The sequence below is a fragment of the Sabulicella glaciei genome, from assembly GCF_026183895.1.
Lineage (GTDB): Bacteria > Pseudomonadota > Alphaproteobacteria > Acetobacterales > Acetobacteraceae > Roseococcus > Roseococcus glaciei.
The window spans coordinates 20222-41335 of record NZ_JAPFQI010000010.1; the positions used below are offsets into that span (position 1 = coordinate 20222).

A 21114-nucleotide genomic window follows, 5' to 3' on the forward strand; every position below is an offset into this window, starting at 1 on the left:
GGCGAGGTCATCATACGCTGCGCGCGGCATCCGCCGCGCGCACGGCCGCCATGAAGGCCTCCAGCCGCCCGGCATCGAGGCGGCCTTCGGGCCGCAGGGCGGAGCAGAGATCGAGCCCATAGGGCCGGACCATCCGGATCGCCTGCCCCACGTTGTCCGGCGTGAGTCCGCCCGCCAGGAAGACCGGCCGCGGGCTGCGCCGGACGAAATCCGCGCTCACCGCCCAGTCATGCACGCGTCCCGTTCCGCCCAGTTCCGGCACCGCCAGGCTCGGCCGGCCGGAATCCAGCAGGAAGGCGTGCACGTGGGGCGCGTAGGCCTCGATGAGGTCCAGGGCCGCCTCGTCCTCGACATGGATGACCTGCACGCGCCGCGTGACGGGCAGGAGCGCCGCGAGGCGCGCGGATTCGTCGGGCGGGATGTGGGAAACGATCTGCACCGCGGTCGTGCCCGTCCCGGCGACATGGCGGGCGATGGAATCCGCGCTGCACTCGGAAGTGAGGAGGAAGGTGGCCACGGGCGGCGGGACTTCCGCGGCGATGCGGGCGATGGTCGCATCATCCACCACCCCGGGGCCGGAGGGCATGGCCCCCACCAGTCCCAGCGCGTCCGCGCCATGCGCCTCCGCCAGCGCAGCCTCCTCGGGCGAGGCGATGCAGCAGATCTTGACCCGGGTGCGCATGGGGCGGTCCGTAGCAAGAAATCCTGCCCGGTCAATGAGGTTCCGCGTGCCCGGACCGGCGCCTGGTCTAGCCAAACCGCCGGCCGCGACCCTAGATGAAGGCGATCAGCCAGCAGCCGCCGGGCGTGGGAAGACGAGGACGCGATGCGTTGCCCCTACTGCGGACATGAAGACACCCAGGTGAAGGATTCCCGGCCGTCGGACGACGCCTCGGCGATCCGGCGCCGGCGCTTCTGCGCCGCCTGCGGCAATCGCTTCACCACCTTCGAGCGGGTGCAGCTTCGCGACCTCACGGTGCTGAAGTCGGACGGGCGCCGCGTGCCCTTCGACCGCGACAAGCTGCTGAAATCCATCCGCATCGCCTGCCGCAAGCGCCCGGTGGAGGAGGAGCGGATCGAGCGCATCGTCAACGCCATCCAGCGCCGCATGGAGATGGAGGCGGAGGCCGAGATCCCGTCCCGCCGCATCGGCGAGATGGTGATGGAGGCGCTGCGCGAGGTGGACCAAGTGGCTTATGTCCGCTTCGCCTCGGTCTATCGCAACTTCAACGAGGCCAAGGACTTCCAGGCCTTCCTCGGCGACCTCGAGGCGCCGTGAGCCCCGGCCCGTGAGCGAGGACGGGGCGCATATGCGCGCCGCCCTGCTGCTGGCGCGGCGCGGCCTCGGCAATGCGTGGCCGAACCCGGCGGTGGGCTGCGTGCTGGTGCAGGAGGGGCGTGTGGTCGGGCGCGGCTGGACCCAGCCCGGCGGCCGCCCCCATGCCGAGACGGAGGCGCTGCGCCACGCCGGCCCGCTGGCGCGCGGCGCCACCGCCTACGTGACGCTGGAGCCCTGCTCGCATCACGGCCGCACGCCCCCCTGCTGCGACGCGCTGATCGCGGCGGGCGTCGCGCGCGTGGTGGTGGCGATGCGCGACCCCGACCCGCGCGTGGACGGGCGCGGCCTCAACCGCCTGCGGGATGCCGGCATCGCGGTGGAGGAAGGGCTCGGCGAGGCGGAGGCGCGCGCCATGCAGAAGGGCTTCCTGCGCCGCATCGGCGAAGGCCTGCCGCTGGTGACGCTGAAGCTCGCCTCCACTCTGGATGGGCGCATCGCCACTTCGTCGGGGGAAAGCCGCTGGATCACCGGGCCGGAATCGCGCCGCGCCGTCCATGCCATGCGCGCCCGCCACGACGCCATCCTGGTGGGCAGCGGCACCGTGCTGGCCGACGACCCCGACCTGTCCTGCCGCATTCCGGGCATGGAGCGCGTGCCCATGCTGCGCGTCGTGGCCGATGCCCGCCTCCGCACGCCCGCTTCCGCGCGGGTGGTGCGGACGGCGCGCTCCATCCCCACATGGCTGCTCACCGGCGCAGGGCACCGCCCGGCCGCCCTCGCCCCCTTCATCGAGGCGGGGGTGGAGGTGGCGGCGATCCGCCGCGCGCCGGGTGGCGGCCTGCTGCCGCGCCCCATGCTGTCGGCCCTGGCGGCGCGCGGCGTGACGCGGCTGCTGGTGGAGGGCGGGGCCGGCCTCGCCGCCGCGCTGCTGCGCGCGGGGCTGGTGGACCGCATCGCCTGGTTCCATGCCCCGGGCGCGATGGGCGCCGAGGGGCTGCCGGCCGTGGGGCCGCTCGGCCTCGTCCGGCTGGGGCACATGCCGCGCTTCCGCCGCCTGCGGAGCCTGACGGTGGGCCAGGACGTGCTGACCGAGTTCGAGAGGGAGTGAGTGGGATGTTCACCGGGATCGTCACGGGGCTCGGCACGCTGCGCGAGGTGCTGCCGATGGGCGCGGGGCAGGACATGCGCCTCGTCATCGGCGTCGCGCCGGATTTCCTGCGCGGCGCGGAGCTGGGCTGCTCCATCGCATGCTCGGGCATTTGCCTGACGGCGGTGGAGCTTCACGCCGACAGCTTCAGCGTGGACGCCTCCGCCGAGACGCTGAGCCGCACCACCATGGGATCCTGGCGCGAGGGGCGGCGCATCAACCTCGAACGCTCGCTGCGGCTGGGCGACGAGCTGGGCGGGCACCTCGTCTCAGGCCACGTGGACGGGGTGGCCGAGGTGGTGTCGAACAATCCGGAGAACGCCTCGGTCCGCTGGCGCTTCCGTGTGCCCGAAGCGCTGGCGCGCCACATCGCGCCCAAGGGCAGCGTCGCGCTGGACGGGGTTTCCCTGACGGTGAACGAGGTTGACGGGTGCGAGTTCGGGGTCAACATCATCCCGCACACCGCCGCGATCACCTCCTTCGGGACGCTGCAGCCCGGCGACCGTGTGAATGTCGAGACCGACACGCTGGCGCGCTATGTCAGCCGCCTCCTGGAGTTCCGCGCGTGACCACCCAGACCCGCACCACCTCCCTGCACGAATTCATCTCCCCCACGGAGGAATTGCTGGAGGAAGCGCGCCGCGGCCGCATGTTCATCCTCGTCGATGACGAGGACCGTGAGAACGAGGGTGACCTCGTCATTCCCGCGCAATTCGCGACCTCGGACCAGGTCAACTTCATGGCCCGCTTCGCGCGCGGGCTGATCTGCCTCGCCATGACGCGCCACCGCGTCGAGCAGCTTGGGCTGCCGCTGATGGCGCAGAGCAACGGCACGCGGCACCAGACCGCCTTCACCGTTTCCATCGAGGCGCGGGACGGCGTGTCCACCGGCATCAGCGCCGCCGACCGCGCCCGCACCGTCGCGGTGGCCATCAATCCGGAGATGGGGCGCGAGCACATCGTCACCCCGGGCCACGTCTTCCCGCTGGTGGCGCGCGAGGGCGGCACGCTGGTGCGCGCTGGGCACACGGAGGCGGCGGTGGATTTCGCGCGCCTCGCCGGGCTGAACCCCTCGGGCGTGATCTGCGAGATCATGAACGACGACGGCTCCATGGCACGCCTGCCGGACCTCGTTTCCTTCGCGCAGCATCACGGGCTGAAGCTCGGCACCATCGCCGACCTGATCGCCTATCGCCGCCGCACGGAGAAGCTGGTGCGGCGCGTGGAGGAGGCGGAGATCCACCACGCGGTGGGCGGGGACTGGCGCGTCATCGCCTACAGCAGCGCCATCGAGCCGGGCGAGCACGTGGCGCTGGTGAAGGGCGAGCTGGATGGGCCGGAGCCGGTGCTCGCGCGCATGCACGCCGCCAACGTCATCAACGATCTCGTCGCCGGGCGCGGCACGCGGGAGCTGCACGCGGCGATGGAGGCCATCGCGGCGGAGGGGCGCGGCGTGGTGGTGCTGCTGCGCGACTGGCGGCCCGACGGGCTGTCCACGCAGCTGCGACAGACCCGCGACCGCAACGCCACCCCGCAGCTGCGCGACTACGGCATCGGAGCGCAGATCCTGGCCGATCTGGGGGTGCGCGACATCGTGCGCCTGACCAACAACCCCCGCCCCCTGGTCGGGCTGGACGGGTGGGGCCTGCGGGTTGTGGAAACCCGGCCCTTGGCGCAAGAACGCCGCGCATGAGCACCGCCGACGCGCCCGAACGCGCCCTCCCCAAGCTGGAGGGCGCGCCCCCACGCATCCTGCTGATCCAGGCCCCCTACTACGCCGAGGTGGTGGAGGGCATGGCGCGCGGCGTGCGGCGCGTGGTGGCGGAGCTGGACGGCACGCTCGACACGGTGGACGTGGCCGGCGCCTTCGAGCTTCCGGCCGCGCTGCGCCTCGCCCTGTCCCAGCCCTATGACGGCTTCGTGCTGCTGGGCTGCGTGGTGCGCGGCGAGACGGACCACTACGACCATATCTGCCGCGAGGCCTGCTCCGGCGTCATGGCCATCACGGCGGAAACGGGCGCGGCGGTGGGGTTCGGCCTCCTGACCGTCCACACCCTGGCCCAGGCCGAGGCGCGCTCCCGCGACGACCGGCACAACAAGGGCGCCGAGGCGGCCTCCGCCTGCCTCCTGCAGGTGGCGCTGCGCCGCCAGTGGGGCGTGGCGTGAAGGCGCAGCCGCGCGATCCCGCCAAGGGCCGCAAGCGCACCGGCGCGCGCGTCGCCGCCGTGCAGGCCCTGTTCAACGCCGAGGCTTCGGGCGAGACCGTCGAGACGGTGCTGGACCAGTTCCTGCGCCACCGCCTGGGCACCGTTCCCGGCCAGGAAGGCTTCGAGGACGGGCGGGTGGAGGAGGCGGATGCCTCGCTCTTCGTCCGCATCCTCCGCTCCGCCGCGACGGAAAGCGACGCGCTGGACACGCTGATCGCCAAGCACCTCGCCGCCGGCTGGGGCATGCCGCGGCTGGACCCGGTGATCCGCGGCATCCTGCGCGCCGCCGGGGCGGAGCTGCGCGACCGCGAGGGTCCGCCGGCCCGCGTCGTCATCAAGGAATACATGGACATCGCCCACGGCTTCTTCGGGGGCGAGGAGCCGCGTTTCTGCAACGGCGTCTTGGACGCCATGGCGCGGAGCCTCCGGCCCGGCGACTTCTAGCGATGCGCCTCTGAGATGTCTGGCCCGCCGCCGGAATTCGGACTGATCGCGCGGCATTTCGCGCCGCTGGCCGGGCCGGGCGGGCTCGGGTTGCTGGACGACGCGGCCCTGCTCTCGCCGCCCCTGGGCCAGGAATTGGTGCTGGCCGCCGACGCCATGGTGGCCGGGGTGCATTTCCTGCCCGACGACCCGCCCGACACGATCGGCCGCAAGCTGCTGCGGGTGAATCTCAGCGACCTCGCCGCCATGGGGGCGGATCCTCTCGGCTACCTCATGACCATCGCCCTGCCGCGTGGCACCGGCGATGACTGGCTCGCGGGCTTCGCCGCCGGGTTGGCGGAGGACCAGGCGCGGTTCGGGCTGCGCGTGCTGGGCGGCGACACCGTCTCCACCCCCGGGCCGCTTTCGCTGTCCCTCACCATCCTCGGCACCGTGCCTGCGGGGCAGGCGATCCGGCGCGTCGGCGCACGTCCGGGCGACGAGATCTGGGTGTCCGGGCGGATCGGCGATGGCTGGCTCGGGCTGCGGGCGGCGCGGGGCGAATGGCCCGATCCGGAGGGCGCGCTGGCGCGGCGCTACCGCCTGCCCGAGCCGCGTGTCGAAACCGGGCGGGCGCTGCGCGGCGTGGCGCGCGCCATGCTCGATGTCTCGGACGGGCTGCTGCAGGACCTGTCGCATCTCTGCCGCCTCGGCGGTTGCGCGGCGGAGGTGGAGGCGGCGCGCATCCCCGTTTCCGACGCTTCCGCCGACATCGCCGCGCTGGCGACGGGCGGCGACGACTACGAATTGCTGCTCGCCGCCGCGCCGGAGGATGCGTCGCGCTGCGCCGCGCTCGGCCTCGCGCCCATCGGTCGCTTCACGGAAGGACCGCCGCGTGTGACCTTGCGCGACGCGGCCGGGGGGGACATCACCCCGCGCCGGCTGGGATGGAGCCACGTCGAATGACCCCCGAGGAGCGCGGCATGCGCCGCACCGTCTGGCGCCTGTTCTTCTGCCAGGCGCTGCTGAACACCACGCTGGTGGGTCAGGTCTCCATGGCGGCGCTGATCGGCCACTCGCTTTCCACCGACAAGTCGCTCGCGACCCTGCCCATGGCGGTGCAGATGACCGCGGTGATGGCGGCCTCCATCCCTGCCTCGCTCATCTTCGCGCGCTGGGGGCGGCGCACCGGCTTCCTGCTGGGCGCGATGCTGTCGCTGCTGGGCTCGATCACCTTCGCTGCGGGCGTGTGGATGGGGGATTTCGTCGTCTACTGCACGGGCGCGGTCTTCGCCGGGCTCGGCATCGGCATCGGCCAGCACTACCGCTTCGCGGCGGCCGAGGCGGCGACGCCCGAATACCGTCCGCGCGCCATCGCCCTGGTGATGGCCGGGCCGGTGCTGTCCGCGATCTTCGGGCCGGAGATCGTGAAGCACACCCACGCCGCCTTCGCGCCGACGTTGTTCCTGGGCACCTATCTCGTCCTCGCCGTGCTGCCGGTGCTGTGCCTTCTGCTGCTGACCGGGCTGCGCCTGCCGCCCCTGCCCCCGCGCGGCGCCGGGCGCACCCCGCTGCTGGAGATCATGCGGCGGCCGCAATTCATCTCCGCCGCCGCCGCGGGCATGGTGTCCTATGGCGCGATGAACCTCGCCATGACGGCGACGCCGCTGGAGATGATGCTGTGCGGCTTCGGCGTCGCCTCCTCCGCCACGGTGATCCAGTTCCACGCCGTGTCCATGTTCGCGCCGGGCTTCTTCACGGGCCACCTGATCGTGCGCTTCGGCGTGCGGCGCATCATCGCCGTGGGGGCGGCGCTGATCGCCGCCTCCGTGCTGGTTTCGGTGGCGGGTAAGGAGTTCTGGCACTTCGCCACCGGGCTTGCCCTGCTGGGTCTGGGCTGGAACTTCATGTTCGTGGGCGCCACCAACCTGCTCGGCACGGCGCATCGGCCGGAGGAGCGGGTGAAGGCCCAGGCGGCCAACGACTTCCTGGTCTTCGGCACGGTGGCGGCCACCGCCTTCCTGTCCGGCTTCGTCCATGCCCGGCTGGGATGGGAGGCGCTGAACCTCCTCCTCCTCCCTGCCCTGGCAGGCGCGGTGGCGCTGATCGCCTGGCAGGCGGCGCGGGTGCGTCCGGCCCCCGCCGCCGCCTGACCGGGCCTCAGCGCGCCCCCGCCGGCGCCGCCCCCTCCTGCGGCGCCACCATGGTCTGCGCCGTTGCGGCGAGGTCGAAATCGGAACGCAGCTCGGCCGGGATGGCGGCGCGGCGGGTGATGCGCCAGGCGACGAAGGCCGCGAGGACGAGATGCGCCATCGCCGTCGCCATGAACAGCCCCGACGGCCCGAAGACGCGCATCAGGATTGAGGCGAGGAGCGGCCCCGCCACCGCCCCCATCCCATTGGCGAGCAGCAGGCCGGAGGAGGATTCCACGAATTCCGACGACGCCGAGTAATCGAAGGCATGGGCAGCGCAGATGGCGTAGAGCGGAAATGCCGCCGCGCCGAACAGCGCCGCCAGCAGCGCCATGGCCAGCCCCGTCTCGCCCACCCCCATGACGAGGCCGATCGCCGCCGCCGCGCCGACGAGGCAGGCGCCGATCACCACGATGCGACGGTCCAGCCGGTCGGACAGGCGGCCGATGGGCCATTGCACCAGCGCGCCGCCGAACACGGCGATGGACATGAAGATCGCCACCTGCCGCGTGTCGGCGCCCATCGCGACCACATAGGCCGGGCCCAGCGCCCAGAAGGCGCCGGAGGCGAGGCCGGCCATCATCACCCCCACCACCCCCACCGGCGAGATGCGGTAAAGCTTGATGGGCCGCAGCCGCGCCTCGGCCAGCGGCGCGGGCGGCGGCGAGGCGGTGAGCGCCACCGGCACCGCCGCAAGCGACACGAGGATGGAGGCGAGCGCGAAGAGCGGGAAGCGCGACGGATCCGCCAGGGTGAGCATCATCTGCCCGATCACGATCACGCCCAGGTTGATCATGGTGTAGAGGCCCATGACCATGCCCCGGTTCTCGTTGCCCGCGCGCTCGTTCAGCCAGCTTTCGATGACGAGGTAGAGGCCGGCGAAGCAGAAGCCGGTGATGGCGCGCAGCACCGCCCAGGTGAAGGGCTCGATCACCATCGCGTGGATCAGCACCACGGTGGAGGCGACGGAGGCCAGCGCGGCAAAGGTGCGGATATGACCCACGCGCTGGATCATCCGCCCACCGAGGATGCAGCCCACGACGAAGCCGAGGAAGTAGGAGGAGCCTTGCAGACCGATCTCCGTCGGGTCGAATTCCTCGAAGCTGGCACGCACGGGCAGCAAGGTGGATTGCAGCCCATTGCCCATGATGAGGATCGCGACGGACAGCAGCAATGCGGAGATCGGGGACAGCAATGCCCTCATGCGGAAGGCTCCTGTTGATGTGGGGGAGGTGTTTCCGTGCCCAACGCCTCAGGACGCGGGCGGATGACCGGGAATGCAGCCTGTGGCTTTCAGGGCGCAGCGTTCACTTTTATACGAAGGGCTTCGCAGGTCTCGCTTTACTTTTCAACCGCACCCCCAAAGATGTTGCATTGTGGAGACAACGCGGCGAGGGGGCCGGCTTCTGCCGGACGCCGCGTTTGGTTTCGGCCGTGACAGGCGCATGGGGTGCATGACAAACAGGGGCAGCGACAACGCGACGTTGGAGGACTGGTACCCTCAGCTGGAGGGGCGCCACTTCCTTGTCGTCGAGGATGAGTTCCTGATCGCCTGCTGGCTGGAGCAGGTGCTCACCGGGCTCGGTGCGACGGTGTCGCATGCCAGCAACGTGACCACCGCGCTGGAAACGATCAGCAGCCGCGCACCCGATGCCGCGCTGCTGGACTTCAACCTCGGCGAGGGGCGCAGTTCCATTCCCATCGCCGATGTGCTGGAGGCGCAGGGCATTCCCTTCGGCTTCATCACCGCCTCCGACCGTCGCGTTCGGGAATCGCACCATCGCGACCGGCCGACGGCGCCGAAGCCGACCTTTGACGAGGACCTGCACGCCCTGCTGCGAAAGATGCTGGCCGGGGTCTGAGGTCCGGCCTCAGCCCGCACGCGCCTGGACCGGGAAGCGCAGCGTCTGGGTAACGCCGCCACCCGGGCCGGTCGGGCCTGTCACGATATTGCCATCCAGCTGCGCGGCCAGGGCGCGCATCAGGCGCCGCCCCATGCCGGCGCGGCGGCGGAACTCCTCGGGCACCTCCTCGGGCGGCGACTGCGCCATTCCCACCCCGTCATCGCTCACCGCGAGCAGGTATTCATCCCCCTCGCGGCTGAAGCGCAGCGTCACCGTCCCGGACCGGTCCCCGGGAAAGGCGTGCTTCACCGCGTTGGTGACGAGTTCGTTCAGGACCAGCCCCACCGCCCCGGCGCGGGAGATGGACAGGAGGTGGCTCTCCCCTGCCAGCGCGAGGGCGATGGGCGTGAGGTTGGTGAGGTTGGTGCGCAGGTCCGTGACCAGGTCGCGCAGGTAGTCGCAGACATCGATCTCCATCGGGTGGGTGCCATCGGGGCGGCCGAGCCGGTCATGGACCCGCGCCAGCACCCGTACCCGCTCGTTCACCGCATCCAGCGCCGCCACCGTCTCGGGCGAGGATTCCATGGCCTGGAGCGAGATGGTGGCGCTGATGCGGGCCAGGTCGTTCTTCACCCGGTGCTCCAGCTCGGCGAGGAGGAGGTCGCGCTCGTGGGCCACTTCCTCGGCGTGGCGCCGCGCCTCCTCCGCCTGCTCCCGCAGCTTTTCCACGTTCTGGTAGGCAAGGTGCAGCGCCTCCGTCACCAGCGCGACGAAAAGGCCGGTCACGGTGAACAGCGCGATGCTGACCAGCGCGGAGCGGTCCAGCACGGCGAAGGAGCCATGGGGCGGAAAAAAGAAATAAACCGCGAGCACCGCGCTCAGCAGCGTGGCGAAGATGCCCGATCCCCGATCGAACACCACGGCTGAAAGAATGATTGCGGGGAAGAAGAACAGGAAGGGCAGCCCCTGCTGCTCGGGAAACAGCGAGACGCGGATGCCGAAGAACACCAGCACGAGCCCCCCTGCCGCCAGCCAACGCAGGGCGGTGGAGACGGACTGGGTCAAGGCAGGTCGGAGCAGGCGGCGCAGCATGGCCCGCGCTTAACCTTGCAAGGGTCCCTGCGGTTGAAATCACCCTCGACACGAGAAGCGCGCTGTCCGGCGCCCCCGCCCGAACCGAGGGCCATCCGCGCGATTGCGGGTCAAACGGGAGAGCACCGTGCGCGGGGAAGCCTTCGTTTTTCCGGGCAAGGTTGACGCAAATCAATGTGGCATCCATCTCGGTCCTGCATCGTGCCGGCGTGAACAGTCGGGAGCACCCGGCAGCACCCCTCCTGGCCGGAAGAATGACACGCATGACGCTTACGACCCTCGTCACCCACGTCGAGCCGGGCGAGGCCGCCTCCCTCGATGCGACCCTCGCCATGCCCTTCGCCCTGACCGAGGCCTGGTCCGCCCATCTCACGACGCTGGTCTTCACCACGGACACGCTGGCGGCCGCCGACGAGGCGCAGGCCGCCGCCCATGTGCGCGAGGCCGCGGAGCGGCGCGGCGTGTCCTGTGAGATCCGCTCCCGCAGCAGCTTCGCCCATGGCATCGGCGAGGTCCTGGTGGACCATCTCCGCGTCGCCGATCTCGGGGTGCTGGCGCTGCGCGGCGGCGCGGGCGTGGGGCACCGCATGATGCTGGGCGCCGCGATCTTCGAAAGCGGCCGCCCCGTCCTGCTGGCGCCGCATGGCGGGATGCCGGCTGCGGAGTTCGGCCGCGTCGTGGTGGCGTGGGACGCCTCGGCCGCCGCGGTGCGCGCGATCCACGGCGCCCTGCCCTTCATCCGGCGCGCCGCGGAAACCCTGGTCGTCACCGTCACGGAAGAGAAGGATTTCCGGCCGGACCAATCGGGCGTCGAGGTGACGCGCCTGCTGGCGCGGCACGGGGCGAAGGCCCGCTTCGTCGCGGTGCCGCGCGATGGCGGCAGCGTGTCCGAGGCGCTGTATGCAGCGGCGCGGGGCGCGGAGGCGGACCTGCTCGTCATGGGCGCGCAGCGCCATTCGCCGCTGCACAACATGGTGTTCGGCAGCGCGACGCGGGAATTGCTGTCCGGCGGGCCAAGCCTGCCGACCCTGGTCGCCGCCTGACCCGCCCTCCTCGGCCAGACAAGAAAGGAAGCAGCACCATGCGCGCCGCCGATCTCATGACCGCCTCCCTGCTCACCGTCACGCCCGACACCCCCATCGCGGAGGTCGCGAACCTGCTGGCCAGCCGCGGGGTTTCCGCGGTCCCGGTGCTGGAGGCGGATGGGCGCCTCGCCGGCATCGTCACGGAAGCCGACCTGGTGCGCCGCGTGGCAGGCGAGGCAGCGGGGCGCCGGCCCGGCTGGTTCTCCACCGTCGTGACCGGCCGCGTCGGAACCGAGGCCGACCACTACGCCCGGATGCATGGCGCCCGCGCCTCGGACGTCATGACCACCGAGGTGGTGACGGTGGAGGAGGACACTCCCGCCGCCGACATCGCCCGCCTCATGGAGGATCGGAAGGTCAAGCGCGTGCCGGTGCTGCGCGACGGCCAGCTCGTTGGCATCGTCTCGCGCGCCGACCTGCTCGGCCTCGCCTTCGCTCCGCCCTCCGCCACCGCCGGACCGGTGCCGGACGAGCGGATCCGCCGCGCCGTGGAGGCGGCGCTGCGCGAGCAGAACTGGGCGGATGCCTCGCTGGTCTATCCCGCCGTGTCCTCGGGGGTGGTCACCTTTCACGGCTTCTGCCGCTCGCCCTCCGTGCCCAAGGCGCTGCGCGTCCTGGCCGAGCGCGTGCCCGGGGTGAAGGGCGTCGAGATGGACCTCGCCCCGCCGCCGCCCTTCGTCCTGGGAGTTCCCTGAGGGCAGGGGCTTGTCGGCGCCCTCGCCGCCGCTGCAGGCGCTCTTCGCCACGCGCCCGCTCGACCCGGTCGCGGACGGGTTGCCCATCCCCGGCGCCGGGCTTCTGCTGATGCTGATGCTGGTGCTGGTGCTGGTGCTGGAGGGCGAGAAATGGGCGCGGCGGCGCTTGGCGGGCAAGGGCTGAGGCAGGCGGGCGTGACGCTGCGCCGCTACGCCCTGCTGGCCTGGGTCTGCGCCGCGCTCGCGGTCGGGGTGGTGTTGCGACTGCTCGGCCATCCCGGTCTCGCGGAGGCCGCCTGGTCGGCAGGCAGCCTACCCGTGGCGGCGCATGTCGCGTTGGGGCTGGCGCGGTCGCTGGTGGGCGGTCGGGTCGGGGTGGATGCCATCGCCCTCGCCGCCATCCTCGGCGCGGTGGCCCTGGGCGAGGCGGCTGCGGCGGCGGTGATCGGGCTGATGGTGGCCGGCGGCGAGGCGCTGGAGGCCTGGGCGGGCGGCCGCGCGACCCGCGCCCTCTCCGACCTCGTGGAGCGGGCGCCGCGCCGCACGATCCGCATCCGCGATGGCGGGATGGAGGAGATCGCGGTCGCCGCCCTCCGTTCCGGCGACCTCCTCCTGGTGCGGCCGGGCGAGACGGTTCCGGCCGACGGGACGCTGGAGGACGCGGCGACACTGGACGAGAGCGCCCTGACCGGCGAGGCGCTGCCGGTGGAGCTCAGCCCCGGCGCCGCCATCCGCAGCGGCGGCGTCAATGCGGGCGGCGCCTTCCGCCTGCGCGCCACGCACGAGGCCGCGGCGAGCACCTATGCCGCCATCCTCCGCCTGACGGAGCAGGCCGCCGCCTCGCGTGCGCCCCTGGCGCGGCTGGCCGATCGCTGGGCGGTGGGCCTCATCCTGTTCACCGCCGTCCTGGCCGGCGGCGCCTGGGCGTTGAGCGGCGATCCCCTGCGCGCCCTTGCCGTGCTGGTGGTCGCCACGCCCTGCCCGCTGATCCTCGCGGCGCCGGTCGCGCTGGTGTCGGGGATCGGCCGCGCGGCGCGGCGCGGCATCGTCGTGAAGGGCGGCGGCGCGCTGGAACGGCTGGCACGCGCACGCACGGTGCTGTTCGACAAGACCGGCACGCTCACCTCCGGCCATCCGGGCCTCGCCTCGGTGGAGGCGGCGCCGGGCCTCGGGGAGGACGCGGCGCTGCGCCTCGCGGCGGCGCTGGCGCAGGGCTCGACGCACCCGGTCTCGGCCGCGCTGGTGGCCGCGGCGCAGGCGCGCGGCCTCGCCCTGCCCGTCCCCGCCCGCGTCGCGGAGCGGCCGGGCGGCGGGCTGACCGGGCTGGTGGAGGGTCGCGCCCTGGCCCTGGGCTCGGAGGCCTTTCTGCGCGGCCTGGGGATCGTGCCGCGCCAGGGCTTCGGCGCCGCCGCCCAGGCTTCGCGCGGGGGCGCCCTGGTCGCCTGGCTCGCCGCTGACCGGCAGGGCGCCGCCGCCTTCGTCATGGTGGATGCCATCCGCGCGGAAGCGCCGGCGACGATGCGCCGCCTGCGCGCCCTGGGCGTGCGGCGCATGGTGCTGGTCACCGGCGACCGCGCGGAGGCCGCGACGCCGGTCGGCGAGGCGCTGCGCCTCGACGCCGTGCTGGCCGATCAAACCCCCGCCGATAAGATCGCCGCCGTGCGCGCGGAGGCGTTGGCCGCGCCCACCATCATGGTGGGGGATGGGGTGAACGATGCGCCGGCCCTGGCGGCGGCGGATGTCGGCATCGCCATGGGCGCGGGCGGCACCGCCGCGGCCGCGGAGGCGGGCGAGGTGGTGCTGCTGGTGGACCGCGTGGACCGCGTGGCGGAGGCCATCGCCATCGCCCGGCATTCCCGTCGCGTCGCGCTGCGGGCCATCGCGCTTGGCATCGGCATGTCGGCCCTGGCGATGGGGGTGGCGGCAGCGGGCTTGCTGTCGCCGCTGGCCGGGGCGCTGGTGCAGGAGGGCATCGACGTCTTCGCCATCCTCTATGCGCTGGGGGCGCTCCGCCCCGGCGTGGAGGAGCGGCAGGCCGAGGCCGCGGCGGCGTGATCCGCGCCGAAGCCGGTCACCCCCCGGCGCGGCGGCGGCGCGAAGCAGCCGACGACATCCTCCATCGAGCCACCAGGCAGCCCCATCACGAATTCCTCCATGCGGCCATGGGCCTTGGCGGGAACGCCCTCCTCGGCGCCGATGCGGCGCATGGGTTCCATGGGCCGGGAACTCGTCCATCCCCGCGGCTGACATGAAAGGCTTCGCCGCGTGGCGAGGATCAGCGTGGCTTCAGGAAGAGGCAGGCAAGCCCGACGGCGACGAGCTGCGCGGCCATGACGTGGAAGGCGGCCTCGAACCCGGCGCCCGCGCTCACCAGCGCCATGAAGATCAGCGGGCCCGTGACGGAGGCGACGAAGCCGAACAGGCTGGAGGCCGCGGTCACGCTGCTCACCAGAGCCAGCGGCGCGACCCTTGCCAGCTCCGCGATGTGGACGCCGTTCCAGCCGATGGCGGTGAAGCCCACCAGCCCCGCGCAGGCATAAAGCGCCCATCGCCCCTCATCCCCCGCCACGACCAGCAGCGAGACGGCGGCGCCGGACAGGATCGCCTGGAGGCCGAGGTGTCGCAGCGCATGTCCCATCCGGTCGGCCACCCAGCCGAGCGCGATGCGCCCGAGCATGCTGGCGCACTGCATCACCGCGACGACCTGCCCCGCTTCCGCCAGCGAGGCGCTGTGCCGCGTGTAGACGAAAGTGGCGACGAACGCCGTCAGGCAGGCCTGCATCAGCGAGTAGGAGGCGCCGATCACCGTCAGCACCGGCAGGGAGGGATGCGCCCGCAGCGCGCCTACGCAGCGCACCATCTCCGCCGGCTGGACCAGCGCGCGCGCCCAGCCGGGCTGGCGGGGGCCCTTTTCCGTGTCCAGCGCGCCGCGAAACCCCTCGATGAGGAGGCAGCAGGCGAGCAGGATCGCGACGAGCAGGCCCAGCGCCACCGACAGCCCATAAGCCGCGGCGACCGGCGCGGCGACCAGCCCGGCCAGCGCCCCGCCAAGCGGCACGCCGGCCTGCTTGATCGAGAAGATGAGGGTGCGATGCGCGGGCGGCGCGTGGCGGATGAGGATCTGGCTGCCCGCCGGCGTGTTGGGCCCGTTCCCGAGGCCCATCGCCAGCGCGCCCAGTAGCCCGAGGAGGCCCAGGGGCTGCGACAGGACGACGATGCCGAGCGCCATGCAGACCATGCCGAGCTGCAAGGTGCGGATGGGCCCGAAATGGCTGAGCATCGCGCCGCCGGAGGCGAGGAACCAGCAGATCCCCGCCGCGGAAAGGGCCGAGACTAGGCCGATGCTTTCGGGCGACAGGCCCGCCCGCATCATCAGGGGCGGCCCGAGGACCGGCACCGAGATGCTGGCGAAGGAACACACGGTCTGGACCAGCAGCGTCCCGGCAAGGGCGCTGGCCCACAAAGGCAGCTTCAACGTCGTTTCCGTCCCTGTTCGACCGGGTTCCTGTTCCTTGCAGCGCGGGCGGGCCGGTGACAAGCGCCGGCGGGTGCCGGAAGGGTCTCACATCCTGCGCCGAACTACGTTATCGCTAGACGAAAGAACGGGCTGGGGATGGGAATGTCTGCGACGAAGCCGCTGGCGTTCGGAGGCGCTGCCGGGCCGCGCAGGCCGCGGCTTCGCCCGCGGGGCCGCGTCGCCACGGCGGAAGCGCATGCGGCGGTGCAGGCGGCCCTCGCCGCCTCCGGCGTCGCGGAGCCGCGGCGCGACCTGCTGATCGAGCAGCTTCACGCCCTCCAGGACCGCTTCGGCTGCCTGCGGGAAGGCCATCTGGTCGCCCTGGCGGAGTGGCACCGCCTTGCCCCCGTCGAGGTGTTCGAGGCCGCGAGCTTCTACGCCCATTTCGAGATCCTGCCCGACGACGCGCCCGCACCGCCCCCCGTGACGATCCGCGTCTGCGAGGGGCTGCCCTGCGCCATGGCCGGTGCCGGCGCCTTGCTCGAAACGGCGCGGGAGATGGCGCCGCCGGGCACGCGCGTGCTCGCCTCCCCCTGCATGGGCAATTGCCACCGCGCACCGGTTGCGGCGGTCGGCTTCGAACCCTTCGCGCCGGCGAAGGCGGAGGCGCTGCTGGCCGCCGCGCGATCCGGCCTCGCCGTCGCACCGGGAACGCAGGGCCTCGAGGAATACCGCGCGCGCGGCGGCCATGTCGCGCTGCAGGCCGCACAGGCGGGCCGCCTGACGCCCGAGGCGGCCGTCGCCATCGTGGAGCGGGCCGGCCTGCGCGGCCTCGGCGGCGCCGGCTTCCCCACCGCGCGGAAATGGCGCCTCGCCCTGGCCCATCCGGCGCCGCGCCACCTCGTCGTGAATGCCGACGAGGGCGAGCCCGGCACCTTCAAGGACCGCTTCTGCCTGGAAGCGGAGCCGCACCGCGTGCTGGAAGGCATGCTGGTCGCCGCCCATGCGATCGGCGCGGAGGCGTGCTGGATCTACCTGCGCGACGAATATCCCGACCTGCGCCGCGTCGTGGAACACGCGCTGGAGGAGTTGCGCGGCGCCGGCATCGCCGGCCCGCCCGTGCATCTCCGCCGCGGCGCCGGCGCCTATATCTGCGGCGAGGAAACCGCTCTCCTCGAAAGCCTCGAGGGGCGCCGCGGCTATCCGCGACACAAGCCGCCCTTCCCGGGCGAGCACGGGCTGTTTGGCCGCCCGACGGTGGTCCACAACGTCGAGACGCTGTGGTGGCTGCCCGGCATCCTGGCGGCGCCGGAGGGTGCGGATCGCTACGCCTCGGCCGGGCGCCGGGGCGCGAAGGGCGAGCGCTTCTTTTCCGTTTCCGGCCGCGTCCGCGAACCGGGCGTGAAGCGCGCCCCCGCCGGCGTCACGGCGCGGGAACTGATCGAGGAATTCTCCGGCGGCATGGCGGAAGGCCATCGCTTCGTCGGCTATCTGCCGGGCGGCGCCTCGGGCGGCATCCTCCCCGCACGGCTGGCCGACATGCCGCTCGATGTCGGCGCGCTGGATGCGGAGGGCTGCTTCGTCGGCTCGGGCGCGGTGGTCGTGCTGTCCGACCGCGACGACCTGGCCGAGGTGGCGCGCAACCTCCTGCGCTTCTTCCGCGAGGAAAGCTGCGGGCAATGCACGCCCTGCCGGGTCGGCACCGCCAAGGCCGTGCGGCTGCTGGACGCGCCGGCGTGGGATCGCGCGCTGCTCGGCGAACTCGGCGAGGCGATGGCGGATGGCTCGATCTGCGGCCTCGGCCAAGCGGCGATGAACCCGGTGCGCAGCCTGCTGCGCTTCTTTCCGGAGGAGGTGCCGTGACGGGGGTCCGCTTCACCCTGGACGGAAGGGAGGTCGAGGCCGCGCCAGGCGAGACGATCTGGAACGTGGCGCGCCGCGTGGGCGTCGCCATCCCGCATCTGTGCCACCTGCCGCGTGCCGATTACCGCCCGGACGGCAATTGCCGCGCCTGCCTCGTCGAGGTGGAGGGCGAGCGCGTGCTTGCCGCTTCCTGCCGCCGCGTGCCGACGCCCGGGATGGCGGTGCGCAGCGCGAGCAAGCGCGCGCGCCGCGCCCGCCGAATGGTGTTCGAACTCCTGCTGGCCGACATGCCCGAGGGCGCGGCGCGCGACGACAGCGGCATCTTCGCGCAGTGGGCGCGGGAGATGGGCGTTTCCGCTTCCCGCTTCGCGCCGGAGACGGCGCGGCCGGCGCCGGATCTGTCCCACCCGGCCATGGCGGTGCAGCTCGACGCCTGCATCACCTGCGGTCTGTGCGAACGCGCCTGCCGCGAGGTGCAGCACAACGACGTCATCGGCTTCGCTGGCCGCGGCATGGAGGCGACGGTCAGCTTCGACCTGCTGGACCCGATGGGCGCCTCCTCCTGCGTGGCCTGCGGGGAATGCGTGCAGGCCTGCCCGACGGGCGCGCTGCTGCCCAAGAGCGTGCTGGACGCGGCGGGGCGCCGCGCCGCGCCGCCCGCGAAGGAGGTGGCGAGCATCTGCCCCTATTGCGGCGTCGGCTGCCAGGTTGGCTTCCGTGTGCGCGACGACCGGATCGAGGAGGTGGTGGGCCGCGAGGGCCCCGCGAATGCAGGGCGGCTTTGCGTGAAGGGACGCTTCGGCTTCGACTACATCGCCCATCCCGAAAGGCTGACGAAGCCGCTGATCCGGCTGGACGGCGCGCCCAAGGACCCGGCCGACTGCCTCGATCCCGCCCGCGCCCGCCGCCACTTCCGCGAGGCAAGCTGGGATGAGGCGCTGGAGCGCGCCGCGCAGGGGCTCGCCCGCATCCGCGACGGCGCCGGGGGTCCGGCGGCGCTGGCCGGATTCGGCAGCGCCAAGGGCTCCAACGAGGAGGCCTATCTGTTCCAGAAGCTGGTGCGCACGGGTTTCGGCACCAACAACGTGGACCACTGCACGCGGCTCTGCCACGCGGCGAGCGTCGCGGCCTTGCTAGAGGATGTCGGCAGCGCCGCGGTGACGGCGCCCTTCACCGCCGCAACCGAGGCCGACCTGCTGCTGGTGATCGGCGCGCGGCCGACGGAGAACCACCCAGTCGCCGCCACCTTCCTGAAGGATGCCGCCGCGCGCGGCGCGAAGCTGGTGGTGATGGACCCGCGCGGCACCGGCCTCGATCGCTTCGCGACGGAGGTGGTCCGTTTCGCGCCCGGGCAGGATGTCGCCCTGCTGAACGCCCTGCTGCACGTGATCGTGGAGGAGGAGATTTACGACGCCGCCTTCGTCGCTTCGCGCGTGGACGGCTTCGCCGAGTTGCGGGCGCATCTGGCCGCCTACGCGCCGGAGGCGATGGAGCGCCTGTCCGGCGTGCCGGCGGAACAGGTGCGGCGCGTCGCGCGGCTCTACGCGGGCGCGCGCTCGGCGCTAACTCTGTGGGGCATGGGCGTCAGCCAGTCCGTGCACGGCACGGACAATGCCCGCGCCCTGATCGCGCTGGCGCTGCTTTGCGGCCATGTCGGGCGGGAGGGCGCCGGGCTGCATCCGCTGCGCGGGCAGAACAACGTGCAGGGCGCCTCCGATGCCGGGCTGATCCCGATGATGCTGCCGGATTACCGCCGCACCGCCGACCCCGTCGCCCGTTCCTTCCTGGAGGAACTCTGGGGCGCGAAGCTGGATGAGCAGCCCGGGCTGACGGTGGTGGAGATCCTGCAGGCGGCCGAGCGCGGCGAGATCCGCGGCATGTACGTGATGGGCGAGAACCCCGCCATGTCCGATCCCGACCTCGCGCATGCGCGCGCCGCCCTCGCGCGGCTGGATCACCTCGTCGTGCAGGACCTGTTCCTGACGGAGACCGCGGCGCTGGCCGATGTCGTCCTGCCCGGCTCCGCCTGGCCGGAAAAGGACGGCACCGTCACCAACACCAACCGACAGGTGCAGGTCGGCCGCGCCGCCGTCCCTCCGCCGGGCGAGGCGCGGCAGGATCTGCGGATCATCGCCGATCTGGCGCGTCGCCTCGGGCTCGACTGGCCGCAACTCCAGGCGCGCGACGTGTTCGGGGAGATGGCGCAGGCCATGCCCTCCCTCGCCAACATCACCTGGGAGCGGCTGGAGCGCGAGAACAGCGTCACCTACCCCTGCGCCGCGCCCGACGCGCCGGGCGAGGCCATCGTGTTCCGGGACGCCTTCCCCACCCCCTCCGGCCGCGCGCGGCTGGCGCCCGCCGGCCTGTCGGATCCCGGCGAGATGCCGGACGCCGAATACCCCTTCGTGCTCACGACGGGCCGCGAGCTGGAGCACTGGCACACCGGCGCCATGACCCGCCGCGCGCGCGTCCTCGATGCGCTGGAACCCGCCCCGACCGTCTCGCTGGCGCCGGCGGAGCTGCGGCGCCTGGGCCTCGCCAGCGGCCAGCGCCTGCGGGTGGCGACGCGGCGCGGCGCGGTGGAGCTGCTGGCGCGCGAGGACCCGGCCCTGCCGCCGGGCCTGGCCTTCATCCCCTTCGCCTATCGCGAGGCGGCGGCCAACCTGCTGACCGACCCCCGCCTCGATCCCGACGGCAAGATTCCAGGCTTCAAGTTCTGCGCCGCGCGGCTGGAGCCGGCCTGAGGCGCGGCGCCCGCGGCCTCAGCGCCACCCCAGCGCGGGGGCGACGTGCTTCAGGATGCCCTCGATGACATGGGCGCAGTATTCCACGCCCAGCTGGTTCGGGATGGTGAGGAGCAGCGTGTCCGCCGCCGCGATCGCCTCGTCGGCGCGAAGCTGCTCCACGAGCGCATCCGGCTCGGCCGCGTAGCTTCGGCCGAAGATGGCGCGGGTCTTCTCGTCCAGGAAGCCGATCTGGTCCCCCTCCTTGCCGCTGCGGCCGAAATAGGCGCGGTCGCGGTCATCGAGCAGCGGGAAGATGCTGCGGCTGACCGAGACGCGCGGCGTGCGGGCGTGGCCGGCTTCCTTCCAGGCCGCGTGGAAGGCGCGGATCTGCGCGGCCTGCTGGAGGTGAAAGGCCTCGCCCGTCTCGTCGTCCTTGAGGGTGGAGCTTTGCAGGTTCATGCCCTGCTGCGCCGCCCAGACCGCCGTGGCGTCCGAGCCGGAGCCCCACCAGATGCGCTCGCGCAGCCCCTCCGAATGCGGCTCGAGCCGCAGCAGGCCGGGCGGGTTGGGAAACATCGGGCGCGGGTTCGGCCGGGCGAAGCCCTCGCCGCCGAGCACCTGCAGGAAGACCAGCGCGTGGCGACGGCCCATCTCGGCATCGCTCTCGCCCTCGGTGGGCGCGTAACCGAAATGGCGCCAGCCATCGATCACCTGCTCGGGCGAGCCGCGGCTGAGGCCGAGCTGGAGGCGGCCGCCGCTGATGAGGTCGGCCGCGCCGGCATCCTCGGCCATGTAGAGCGGGTTCTCATAGCGCATGTCGATCACGGCGGTGCCGAGCTCGATGCGTCTCGTCTTCGCGCCCATGGCGGCGAGCAGCGGAAAGGGCGAGGCGAGTTGGCGCGCGAAATGGTGGACCCGGACATAGGCGCCGTCTGCGCCCAGCTCCTCCGCCGCGACGGCGAGGTCGATGGATTGCAGCAGCGCATCGGCGGCGGAGCGGGTGCCCGAGCCGGGCGAAGGCGACCAATGGCCAAAGGACAGGAAGCCGATCTTCTTCATCGCAAGGAGTATCCAGTGAGGGATGCGACCTGCCCGGGAGGCGGC

Annotated in this window: 21 protein-coding genes; 15 read left to right on the plus strand and 6 right to left on the minus strand. The window is 72.7% G+C overall.

The genetic code is table 11. The features are described from left to right. Positions 1-10 precede the first annotated feature (10 nt). Positions 11-682: a phosphoribosylanthranilate isomerase gene (locus tag OF850_RS13385; RefSeq protein WP_301590707.1), complete on the minus strand. Its 672-nt coding sequence runs from the start codon at positions 680-682 to the stop codon at positions 11-13. Between the two features lie 144 nt (positions 683-826). Here OF850_RS13385 and nrdR point away from each other — a divergent pair, with 144 nt between their 5' ends. The 8 genes from nrdR to OF850_RS13425 are packed head-to-tail and all read left to right on the plus strand — an operon-like array spanning position 827 to position 7209. Further along, a complete protein-coding gene (gene nrdR / locus OF850_RS13390; RefSeq protein WP_207538212.1) occupies positions 827-1279 on the plus strand; it encodes a transcriptional regulator NrdR in 453 nt (150 codons plus the stop codon). A 10-nt stretch (positions 1280-1289) separates the two neighbouring features. Beyond that, on the plus strand, positions 1290-2387 hold the full coding sequence (gene ribD / locus OF850_RS13395) for a bifunctional diaminohydroxyphosphoribosylaminopyrimidine deaminase/5-amino-6-(5-phosphoribosylamino)uracil reductase RibD (RefSeq protein ID WP_368044692.1): 1098 nt from the start codon (positions 1290-1292) through the stop codon (positions 2385-2387). 5 nt (positions 2388-2392) lie between these two features. After that, complete coding sequence (locus OF850_RS13400) at positions 2393-2995, plus strand: riboflavin synthase (protein ID WP_301590708.1); 603 nt, start codon at positions 2393-2395, stop codon at positions 2993-2995. Further along, positions 2992-4119 (plus strand): 3,4-dihydroxy-2-butanone-4-phosphate synthase, encoded by a 1128-nt coding sequence (gene ribB / locus OF850_RS13405; protein ID WP_301590709.1) that lies wholly within the window; start codon positions 2992-2994, stop codon positions 4117-4119. The genes OF850_RS13400 and ribB overlap by 4 nt, the downstream gene beginning before the upstream one ends. Further along, entirely contained in the window at positions 4116-4592 is a 477-nt protein-coding gene (gene ribH / locus OF850_RS13410) for a 6,7-dimethyl-8-ribityllumazine synthase (protein WP_301590710.1), read from the plus strand. Before ribB ends, ribH begins: the two co-directional genes overlap by 4 nt. After that, positions 4589-5077 carry a transcription antitermination factor NusB gene (gene nusB / locus OF850_RS13415; protein ID WP_301590711.1) on the plus strand — a complete coding sequence of 163 codons (489 nt, stop codon included), beginning with the start codon at positions 4589-4591 and terminating at the stop codon, positions 5075-5077. The genes ribH and nusB overlap by 4 nt, the downstream gene beginning before the upstream one ends. 15 nt (positions 5078-5092) lie before the next feature. Next, positions 5093-6022 (plus strand): thiamine-phosphate kinase, encoded by a 930-nt coding sequence (gene thiL / locus OF850_RS13420; protein WP_301590712.1) that lies wholly within the window; start codon positions 5093-5095, stop codon positions 6020-6022. Next, positions 6019-7209 carry an MFS transporter gene (locus tag OF850_RS13425; RefSeq protein ID WP_301590713.1) on the plus strand — a complete coding sequence of 397 codons (1191 nt, stop codon included), beginning with the start codon at positions 6019-6021 and terminating at the stop codon, positions 7207-7209. Before thiL ends, OF850_RS13425 begins: the two co-directional genes overlap by 4 nt. Before the next feature lie 7 nt (positions 7210-7216). On the opposite strand, the gene OF850_RS13430 is transcribed toward OF850_RS13425, so the two are convergent. Next, entirely contained in the window at positions 7217-8452 is a 1236-nt protein-coding gene (locus tag OF850_RS13430) for an MFS transporter (RefSeq protein ID WP_301590714.1), read from the minus strand. Positions 8453-8702: 250 nt separating this feature from the next. Between OF850_RS13430 and OF850_RS13435 the strand changes: the two genes are divergently transcribed. Next, positions 8703-9110, plus strand: coding sequence for a response regulator (locus tag OF850_RS13435; protein ID WP_301590715.1), 408 nt, complete (start codon positions 8703-8705; stop codon positions 9108-9110). Positions 9111-9119: 9 nt separating this feature from the next. On the opposite strand, the gene OF850_RS13440 is transcribed toward OF850_RS13435, so the two are convergent. Then, the gene (locus tag OF850_RS13440; RefSeq protein ID WP_301590716.1) at positions 9120-10184 is read right to left on the minus strand and encodes a sensor histidine kinase; all 1065 of its coding nucleotides are present in this window, start codon (positions 10182-10184) and stop codon (positions 9120-9122) included. A 263-nt stretch (positions 10185-10447) separates the two neighbouring features. On the opposite strand from OF850_RS13440, the gene OF850_RS13445 reads away from it, so the two are divergent. From OF850_RS13445 to OF850_RS13460, 4 genes are read left to right on the plus strand one after another with little or no spacing between them, the layout of a single operon-like run. Beyond that, positions 10448-11227, plus strand: a complete 780-nt coding sequence (locus OF850_RS13445) for a universal stress protein (RefSeq protein ID WP_301590723.1) — start codon at positions 10448-10450, stop codon at positions 11225-11227. 38 nt (positions 11228-11265) lie between these two features. After that, complete coding sequence (locus OF850_RS13450) at positions 11266-11964, plus strand: CBS domain-containing protein (RefSeq protein WP_301590724.1); 699 nt, start codon at positions 11266-11268, stop codon at positions 11962-11964. 10 nt (positions 11965-11974) lie between these two features. Beyond that, the gene (locus OF850_RS13455; protein WP_301590726.1) at positions 11975-12148 is read left to right on the plus strand and encodes a hypothetical protein; all 174 of its coding nucleotides are present in this window, start codon (positions 11975-11977) and stop codon (positions 12146-12148) included. After that, positions 12115-14019 (plus strand): heavy metal translocating P-type ATPase, encoded by a 1905-nt coding sequence (locus tag OF850_RS13460; protein WP_301590728.1) that lies wholly within the window; start codon positions 12115-12117, stop codon positions 14017-14019. The genes OF850_RS13455 and OF850_RS13460 overlap by 34 nt, the downstream gene beginning before the upstream one ends. Here OF850_RS13460 and OF850_RS13465 read toward each other — a convergent pair. Together OF850_RS13465 and OF850_RS13470 are read right to left on the minus strand one after the other, a co-directional pair. Further along, positions 13956-14180 (minus strand): hypothetical protein, encoded by a 225-nt coding sequence (locus OF850_RS13465; RefSeq protein WP_301590729.1) that lies wholly within the window; start codon positions 14178-14180, stop codon positions 13956-13958. The genes OF850_RS13460 and OF850_RS13465 overlap by 64 nt on opposite strands. Positions 14181-14239: 59 nt before the next feature. Further along, positions 14240-15439 carry an MFS transporter gene (locus tag OF850_RS13470; RefSeq protein ID WP_301590730.1) on the minus strand — a complete coding sequence of 400 codons (1200 nt, stop codon included), beginning with the start codon at positions 15437-15439 and terminating at the stop codon, positions 14240-14242. A gap of 144 nt (positions 15440-15583) precedes the next feature. On the opposite strand from OF850_RS13470, the gene OF850_RS13475 reads away from it, so the two are divergent. After that, entirely contained in the window at positions 15584-17284 is a 1701-nt protein-coding gene (locus OF850_RS13475; RefSeq protein ID WP_301590731.1) for an NADH-ubiquinone oxidoreductase-F iron-sulfur binding region domain-containing protein, read from the plus strand. Beyond that, positions 17281-20028, plus strand: coding sequence for a formate dehydrogenase subunit alpha (gene fdhF / locus OF850_RS13480; protein ID WP_301590732.1), 2748 nt, complete (start codon positions 17281-17283; stop codon positions 20026-20028). The genes OF850_RS13475 and fdhF overlap by 4 nt, the downstream gene beginning before the upstream one ends. Positions 20029-20046: 18 nt before the next feature. Here the strand turns inward: fdhF and OF850_RS13485 are convergent, their stop codons facing one another. After that, complete coding sequence (locus tag OF850_RS13485) at positions 20047-21069, minus strand: LLM class flavin-dependent oxidoreductase (RefSeq protein WP_301590733.1); 1023 nt, start codon at positions 21067-21069, stop codon at positions 20047-20049. Positions 21070-21114: the final 45 nt, after the last annotated feature.

Bases quoted from the DNA above. Each gene is read 5' to 3' on its own strand.
- OF850_RS13435 (WP_301590715.1), top strand. From the start codon at position 8,703: ATGACAAACAGGGGCAGCGACAACGCGACGTTGGAGGACTGGTACCCT.
- OF850_RS13475 (WP_301590731.1), top strand. From the start codon at position 15,584: ATGTCTGCGACGAAGCCGCTGGCGTTCGGAGGCGCTGCCGGGCCGCGC.
- OF850_RS13465 (WP_301590729.1), bottom strand. From the start codon at position 14,180: ATGGAACCCATGCGCCGCATCGGCGCCGAGGAGGGCGTTCCCGCCAAG.
- ribH (WP_301590710.1), top strand. From the start codon at position 4,116: ATGAGCACCGCCGACGCGCCCGAACGCGCCCTCCCCAAGCTGGAGGGC.
- OF850_RS13445 (WP_301590723.1), top strand. From the start codon at position 10,448: ATGACGCTTACGACCCTCGTCACCCACGTCGAGCCGGGCGAGGCCGCC.
- OF850_RS13450 (WP_301590724.1), top strand. From the start codon at position 11,266: ATGCGCGCCGCCGATCTCATGACCGCCTCCCTGCTCACCGTCACGCCC.
- OF850_RS13430 (WP_301590714.1), bottom strand. From the start codon at position 8,452: ATGAGGGCATTGCTGTCCCCGATCTCCGCATTGCTGCTGTCCGTCGCG.
- OF850_RS13485 (WP_301590733.1), bottom strand. From the start codon at position 21,069: ATGAAGAAGATCGGCTTCCTGTCCTTTGGCCATTGGTCGCCTTCGCCC.
- OF850_RS13385 (WP_301590707.1), bottom strand. From the start codon at position 682: ATGCGCACCCGGGTCAAGATCTGCTGCATCGCCTCGCCCGAGGAGGCT.
- OF850_RS13440 (WP_301590716.1), bottom strand. From the start codon at position 10,184: ATGCTGCGCCGCCTGCTCCGACCTGCCTTGACCCAGTCCGTCTCCACC.
- nrdR (WP_207538212.1), top strand. From the start codon at position 827: ATGCGTTGCCCCTACTGCGGACATGAAGACACCCAGGTGAAGGATTCC.
- OF850_RS13400 (WP_301590708.1), top strand. From the start codon at position 2,393: ATGTTCACCGGGATCGTCACGGGGCTCGGCACGCTGCGCGAGGTGCTG.
- thiL (WP_301590712.1), top strand. From the start codon at position 5,093: ATGTCTGGCCCGCCGCCGGAATTCGGACTGATCGCGCGGCATTTCGCG.
- OF850_RS13425 (WP_301590713.1), top strand. From the start codon at position 6,019: ATGACCCCCGAGGAGCGCGGCATGCGCCGCACCGTCTGGCGCCTGTTC.
- OF850_RS13460 (WP_301590728.1), top strand. From the start codon at position 12,115: ATGGGCGCGGCGGCGCTTGGCGGGCAAGGGCTGAGGCAGGCGGGCGTG.